Raw genomic sequence first — 7,366 nt, forward strand, 5'->3', positions numbered from 1 at the left:
ATCCATGCACGTGTAGCAATCCTTAACAGATTTACGGAATTAGGTCGACCACTTACCCAAGTTACGCCTTAAATTTGGCTCAATTAGGGGCGCTTTGCATTTCAAATCTTTGTGCAACAAAGCCGGTGAAAACTATGAATTCATTAGTATCATTATTAAAAAGTGATTCCACACAGACACAGAACCTCTGTCCCATTCACTTAGAACCCATGTTGTCATTGGCAAACCATCTTGTGTGTAATATATGTGCCAAAGAACATTTTGAAAAATCTCAAAAAGCGCATCATGCCGAAGTTCAACAAAACTTAATGCAAAAACGTATAAAAAATTCAGGTTTGCCAGAACGACATTTACAATGTGGTTTTAAGAATTATGTTTGTGATCACTTAGCTCAAGTAGAAGCACTTGAAAAGTGTCAAAATTTTGCTCATCAAATAATGAATGGCAAAACACCAAATCTGATCATGTATGGTTATTGTGGAACAGGTAAAACACATCTAAGTGCCTCCATTCTTCGTAATATTTTACATAAGAGCGTTTTATCTGCCCGCTATTATACTAGCGCACAAATTGCTCAAAAATTAATGGACACATGGTCAGATACTACAAAATCTGAAGATGAAGTAATTCAGCAATTAACATCTTTTGAATTATTAGTAATTGATGAGTATGGTCTGCATGACCGTCATGAAAAGCGTCAGGAAATGATTCATAAAGTCTTATATAGTCGTTATGATCGATTAAAGTCCAGTCTAATTATTTCAAATTTTGATCTAAAAACTTTGCAAAAGGATTTAGGAGTACGCCTTTGGTCGAGATTGCATGAAAATGAATTATTTCTAGTTCCATGTTATTGGAATGATCAGCGTTTAGCTTGATAGTATGCCTCAGTTAGTCTGGGGCTTTTAATATTGGCGGATCCAAGCAGCAAGTGCAACGGAATAAAAACCAGCCATTACTTCGCTAGGTGTTCGCCATCCCAAGTTTTTTATTGCAATTGATAAAAAGAGTATTTCATTTAACGACTTGTTCAAGCCCAACTGAATACCTAGATTTAATCTAACAAAACTAAACTCTAGGAGGTCTCATGGAAAAACGTGAATTAGGTCATACAGGTATTCAACTACCACCTATAGTTTTTGGTGGCAATGTATTTGGCTGGAGTGTAAGTGAAAAAGATTCTTTCTACCTGTTAGATGCCTTAGTTGATCAAGGGTTCAATGCAATTGATACAGCAGATATTTACTCCTACTGGGGATCTGGAAACAAAGGGGGTGAGTCTGAAACCATTATTGGCAATTGGTTACGTAAACAAAAATCTCGGGAAAATATTGTTATTCATACCAAAGGTGGTGCGCCAGATGCACCAGGAGAATTTTCAGATGCCAATCTTAGTGGAAAATATCTCATTAAAGCAGTAGAAGCATCTCTAAAACGTTTAGGTACAGATTATATTGATCTTTACTATACCCACTATGATGATAATCAGACTCCACCAGAGGAAACGCTGGGAACACTTAAAACCTTAATTGAACAGGGAAAAATCAGAGCAATTGGTGCATCTAATATTTCCCCTAGGCGTTTGGAACTATTTTTAGAATGCTCGAGAGAAAATAATTTACCCTCATATGCTTGTTTACAAACACTTTATAATTTATATGATCGTCAAGAATATGAAGCAAATTATCAGAGACTTTGTATAGATCATGGAATTGGAGTTCTCAGTTATTTTTCTCTTGCTCATGGTTTTCTCAGTGGTAAATACCGTTCTATGGATGATCTCAACAAGAGTTCATCAAGAGGTTCTAGTGTGGTTAATTATCTAAATCCACATGGCCTAGCTCTACTAGATAGATTAGAACAAGTCGCTCAACAATATAAAATGAAGCCCTCACAAGTTGCAATTGCTTGGTTACTTGCTCAGGACGGTATTAGTGCTCCAGTTGTAAGTGCTACTAATCTAGAGCAATTACAAGAAGTTATCAATGCAACACAAATCAAATTAAATCGAGAAGACATATCATTCCTGTCTGCCACAGAGGTATGATTGTATAGACTGTGCTTTAAATTAATATTTCGATTTAAGATCTTACTAGGTCATCAATTTTTTTGAAAAATTGATGACCTTTTTCCTTTTTTAAAGAACTTTTAAAACCCAATATTTCAAAAATGAAAAAGTGTTTTTAGAAATAAGCTATTTTTTTTCAAAAATAGCTTATATACCCTAATAACTATCAAATAAGACAACTTTCCTAAGCTGTCACTATTTTCTAACAGGAAGTCAGAAATGTTAAGAGTTGCAATTCTAGGTGCAGGACGTATCGCACAAATACATTCTAAAAGTGCTTTTCTTAATTCACAATGTGAACTCAAGCTGATTGCTGATCCTTGGAAAGAAGGCGTAGACAAACTTGCCAATGAACTTCAATGCGAAGCTTGTTATGACTATTATGAAGCTATTGATCGCAATGATGTTGATGCCATTGTAATTGCAACAGCCACTGATCTGCACATTGATTTAATGTTACATGCAGTAAAATGTAAGAAGCCAGTTTTATGTGAAAAACCAATAGATTTGGATTTTCAACGCTCAATTGATGCAGTACAAGAAATCCAGAGTCTGAATGGCCAGGTTATGTTAGCATTCAATCGTCGTTTTGATGAAGATACTATTGCCATAAAAGAGGCAATTCTCAATAACGATATTGGAGATATTCGCCAAGTTATTATCACCAGCCGTGATCCTGGCATGCAGCCTGTTGAATATATGAAGACTTCTGGCGGTATCTTTAAAGATATGACCATCCATGATTTTGATACAGCACGTCATATTCTTGGTGAAGAACCTGTAGAGATTTTTGCTACTGCAAGCCGTTTAGTCGATGAGGAACTTGCTACAATCAATGATTATGATACTTGTAGTATTACCTTAAAAACTAAATCTGGTAAACAATGTATCATTAATAATTGCCGTGAAGCTGTTTATGGATATGATCAACGTATTGAGGTACTTGGCTCTAAAGGTTTATTAAAAACCCAAAACCATCGCCCATCTACTCTAAAAAAATATACTCAAGATTTCACAAGTGCACAAAAGCCATTATTAAATTTCTTTTTGGAACGCTATACAAGCTCATATCGTAAAGAGTTTGATGTCTTTGTCTCTTGTTTAGTCAATAACCAAGATTTCCCAACCAACTTATTTGATGGTTTACAAGCCCTCTACTTAGCAGTATGTGCAATGGCATCTGTAGAAGGCAATAAAGCAATTTCAGTTAACCCTGAAGGCCCTCAATTATCTACTACAGATAATATCGGATTATTTTTACTTTAAATATCTAATCCCCCTCATTCCTGTAAATAAGCTATGAAGCATGTTTAAACATGCTTCATGAATGACTATAACTATTTAAAAGGAAACCGCAATGGATGCGAGTTTAAATAATAGTGTGGATAATATATCCGCTAAAAAGAGAATGGTTTCATTTAAAACAGCTATGATTTTTATCATTGCTTGTAACTTTATTTGGGCTTTTTCTCATACCTTGTTAGATGTCCTGAATAAACACTTTCAGGATAAGTTTAGTATTTCTCATGGTGAATCCGCTTTCATCCAAACTGCTTACTTGAGTGCCTATTTTCTCTCAGCCATTCCTGTAGGCTACTTGATGAAAAAATGTGGTTATAGAAACTCTATTATTGTTGGTTTAACATTATTCGCAGTTGGCTGCATGGGCTTTGTTCCCGCTACTCAAATAGGAACTTTTTCTGCATTTTTAACTGCGATATTTATATTAGCCACAGGTTTAGCTTGTTTAGAAATTGTATGCCTTTTATACGCATCTAAGTTAGGTGATCCATCAGGAGCAGCTCGACGCTTAACCCTCACTCAAGCATTTGGTGGTCTAGGTGGCATGTGTGGTCCAATCGTTGGTGGTGCGGTATTTTTTATTCCAGTTGTGAGTATTTCAGGTTTCACAGTCGAACCTGCAACCATGACCTATGCTGTCATTTCCCTGCTAATTTTCGCACTGGTTAGTTATATTCTTACCTTAAAATTCCCGGAACAGTTTAGCAATGAGTCATCAACTACAGCCAAGAGTGACAATGTTTTTGAACATTTACCATTTTCAAAAAACAAAAACTTGCATAAAGGCATGATTGGGAAATTCTGTTATACAGGTGCACATTTTGGAATTGGAGCATTCTTCATCAATTTTACTCTTGAACATTGGCATGGGATCACTCCTACCAAAGCAGCTTATTTCTTATCTATTGCTATGTTCTGCTACATGATGGGTCGCTTTGCTGGCATCGTAGTAATGAAGTATGTTGATCCACGTAAATTACAAATTTTTAATAGTCTTGTTTGTGCCGCTGGATGTGCATACGTTGCACTTGGTTATGATTATTCATCTGTCGTTGTACTCATTGGATTATTCTTCTTTAAATCAACCCTTTACCCAACCATCTTTGCAATGGGTGTTCGTGGAATGGGGCAAAAATCACAAATGGCAGCATCCTTGATGATTACCATGTTTGTAGGTGGCGCCATCTTACCTTTAGTCATGGGCTATATTTCAGATATGTCCAACATGGCAACTGCCTTTATAGTTCCTATGATCTGCTACCTCCTCATCTGTTATTGCGCAATCACTCAAGATTTAATGGGTTATGACCCTAAACAAACAATTTCTCACTAAGTTTTTATTAAGGAAAATACTATGAATAAACCCGACTTATTGGCAGCATACTGGACTTTGGCAGGTAATGTTTATCCAGGCGCACCAACAGAAATTAGCCCATACACGCTACAAGAACGTGTAGAAGCTGCCTCAAAAGCAGGCTGGAAAGGAATCGGCCTAGTTCTTAAAGATCTCCAAGCAACACTTGAAAAAAGTAGTCTTGCAGATATTCGCCAACTTTTTAAAGACAATGATATTAAATATTTTGAACTTGAAATTTTGTTAGATTGGTATCTGAGTGGTGAAGAGCGCAAGGTATCTGATTATGAACGCTCAAAAATGATTGAGTTGGGTGCTGAACTAGGAATGTGTAATCTTAAAGTAGGTGCCAAACCATTTGAAAATTCACCAAATACTTTAGAAAATATGTCAGCAGAATTTTCTAAGCTATGTAAAGAAGTTGCTCAAGTCAATGCCAATGTAGCATTAGAAATCATGCCTTTCTCACGATTAGCAACTTTAGAAGATGGATTAAAAGTTGTAGATACAGGTGATGCAAATGGAGGCTTATGTTTAGATATTTGGCACCTTGCCCGTGGAAATATTGATTTCCATAAAATTAGCATGATCCCAGCTCATCTTATTAAATCTGTTGAGTTAAATGATGCAGCCGAGAAGGTTCAAGGTGATCTATTTAATGACTCCACACACCATCGTAAATTATGTGGACAAGGATCGTTTGATATTCCAGTTTTCTTAAATGAAATCAAGAAAGCTGGTTTTAATCAACCTTATTATGGTGTTGAACTTATTTCGCAAGACCATCGTATTCTTACACTGGATCAAATGGCAAAAAATGCCTATGAAACGACTATTAATGCCTTTAACACTGTAAAAGCATAATTATATTTCTACCACTACCCAATAGATAGTTTTATCTATTGGTTTTTTTATTTTAATAACATATAAAATATGCTTATCTTTATTATTTCATTTTCAGAAAAACTGTTTTTAATTATTGCTCTTTTAAAATAAATATTCTGCTTTAAAATAAAAACCAGGAAATGAGAGAAAACCTTTCTGATCTAAAATTAATCTAAAATGGAGTTTTATAAATGAGTGCATCTCAACAAATTACATTTGATCTACCTGAAGCAGTCATTCTTACAGGAACATCGTCAGGTCTTGGTGAGGCAATGGCAATTGCATTAACTCAATCCAATGTAAAAGTCTTTGGTCTTGATATTGCTGGAAAAACAGCGGCTTTAGACGCATTAGATCATTATGAACATTTCCAAGGTGATATTACCAACCCAGAATCTTGGACTGCACTGACTGAAGCAGTTAAAGCGGGCAATTTTAAGCATGTTGGTCTAGTACCGTGTGCTGCAATTACAGATATTGACCGTATTCTTGATGTTACTCCTGATCGTATCAAAAAAGTATTTGATGTGAATATTTTAGGAACAATTCAGGCACTTCAAGCAGCATTACCATTAATGCTACCAAATAAACAAGGTAGTATCGTTTTAATTGGCAGTATCTGTGCGACATTTGGTGAGCAAGGTTTGCCAATTTATTCAGCATCAAAAGCGGCTGTTCGGGAATTGGCTCGTACTACTTCTCTTGATTATGCTCGTGATGGCATTAAAGTGAATATTGTTAGCCCAGGTCCAATGATGGCAGGCTTGTTCAAGCGTCATGTTGAATCTGTAAATGACCCAAGCTTCCATCCTAAACGTGCCAACCGCCAACCATACGGTCAAATTCTAGAAGTAGATGATGTGGCTAAAACAATTCTATTCTTATTATCTTCAGGTTCTAGTGCATTATTAGGTGCTGACCTTATGGCAGATGCAGGTTTAACTACTGGTTTTGATTTCTACAGCTAATCATTACCTTAAATAAAAAAGATCTAGGAGGTTTTTCCTAGGTCTTTTTTATTGTTTAAACCATCGCCCACCAAACATAAATAAAATCAAGCCTACACACATAATTGTCATACCAACAAATTTCCACCAATAAATAGGACGGACTGGCATTTGGATCAAGCCTAAACCATCAATCACCATACCTGCTACTAATTGTCCAATGATAAAAAGAAACATTGTATTTGCTACACCCAATTGAGGGGCAAGGAAAATTGAGGTAAACACAATACCAGCTCCCAGCATTCCTCCTATCCAACGCCACCAAGGTTGTAAAGCTATATTATTGTGTACACTATGCCAATCGGCCTGTGACAATGCGAAAATAAGCAAACATAGCCCACCAATCATAAAAGAGATTAAGGTAGCGACAATTGGTTGGTTTCCCATACCAGCACTTAATCTACTATTAATTGCAGCTTGTATCGAAAGCCCTGCACCACCAAGTAATGCCATAAAAATATAAATCAACTTCATCACATCGCCCTAAGAACTCTCTAAATAATATAAAAAAAGGAAATATTGATTTCCTTTTTAATCCTCTAAACAAAAAACCTCTACTAGAAGTTTTTTAAATATTTATAAAATTCGTTTTAAAATACGAGTTTCATTATATAGAATCAGATCCCCGATCTCTTTAAAACATGCAATAAAATGTACTGTTTTCAAGTGATCTTGGCTTTGTTGCACAAAGATTTAAAAGACAACACTCTGCTCATTTGAACAGAATTCAAGTGACAACTTGGGTATGAG

7 protein-coding genes are annotated in these 7,366 nt (G+C 35.8%); 6 read left to right on the plus strand and 1 reads right to left on the minus strand.

Annotated elements, in window-relative coordinates; all coding sequences use genetic code 11:
- Nucleotides 1–134: 134 nt before the first annotated feature.
- The 6 genes from VXP95_RS14905 to VXP95_RS14930 all read left to right on the plus strand — a co-directional run bounded on the left by VXP95_RS14905 (nt 135) and on the right by VXP95_RS14930 (nt 6,577).
- Nucleotides 135–878, plus strand: coding sequence for an ATP-binding protein (locus VXP95_RS14905; RefSeq protein WP_416712312.1), 744 nt, complete (start codon nt 135–137; stop codon nt 876–878).
- A 209-nt stretch (nt 879–1,087) separates the two neighbouring features.
- Complete coding sequence (locus tag VXP95_RS14910; RefSeq protein ID WP_416712313.1) at nt 1,088–2,047, plus strand: aldo/keto reductase; 960 nt, start codon at nt 1,088–1,090, stop codon at nt 2,045–2,047.
- A 240-nt stretch (nt 2,048–2,287) separates the two neighbouring features.
- On the plus strand, nt 2,288–3,334 hold the full coding sequence (gene iolG / locus VXP95_RS14915; protein WP_416706405.1) for an inositol 2-dehydrogenase: 1,047 nt from the start codon (nt 2,288–2,290) through the stop codon (nt 3,332–3,334).
- A 91-nt stretch (nt 3,335–3,425) separates the two neighbouring features.
- Nucleotides 3,426–4,703, plus strand: coding sequence for an MFS transporter (locus VXP95_RS14920; protein WP_416712314.1), 1,278 nt, complete (start codon nt 3,426–3,428; stop codon nt 4,701–4,703).
- Nucleotides 4,704–4,724: 21 nt separating this feature from the next.
- A complete protein-coding gene (locus tag VXP95_RS14925) occupies nt 4,725–5,588 on the plus strand; it encodes a sugar phosphate isomerase/epimerase family protein (RefSeq protein WP_416706403.1) in 864 nt (287 codons plus the stop codon).
- Nucleotides 5,589–5,800: 212 nt separating this feature from the next.
- On the plus strand, nt 5,801–6,577 hold the full coding sequence (locus VXP95_RS14930; RefSeq protein ID WP_273338513.1) for an SDR family NAD(P)-dependent oxidoreductase: 777 nt from the start codon (nt 5,801–5,803) through the stop codon (nt 6,575–6,577).
- A gap of 48 nt (nt 6,578–6,625) precedes the next feature.
- On the opposite strand, the gene VXP95_RS14935 is transcribed toward VXP95_RS14930, so the two are convergent.
- Nucleotides 6,626–7,090, minus strand: a complete 465-nt coding sequence (locus VXP95_RS14935) for a DMT family transporter (protein ID WP_416712315.1) — start codon at nt 7,088–7,090, stop codon at nt 6,626–6,628.
- Nucleotides 7,091–7,366 lie beyond the last annotated feature (276 nt).

Source organism: Acinetobacter sp. 226, assembly GCF_048147925.1.
Classification (GTDB): domain Bacteria; phylum Pseudomonadota; class Gammaproteobacteria; order Pseudomonadales; family Moraxellaceae; genus Acinetobacter; species Acinetobacter pecorum.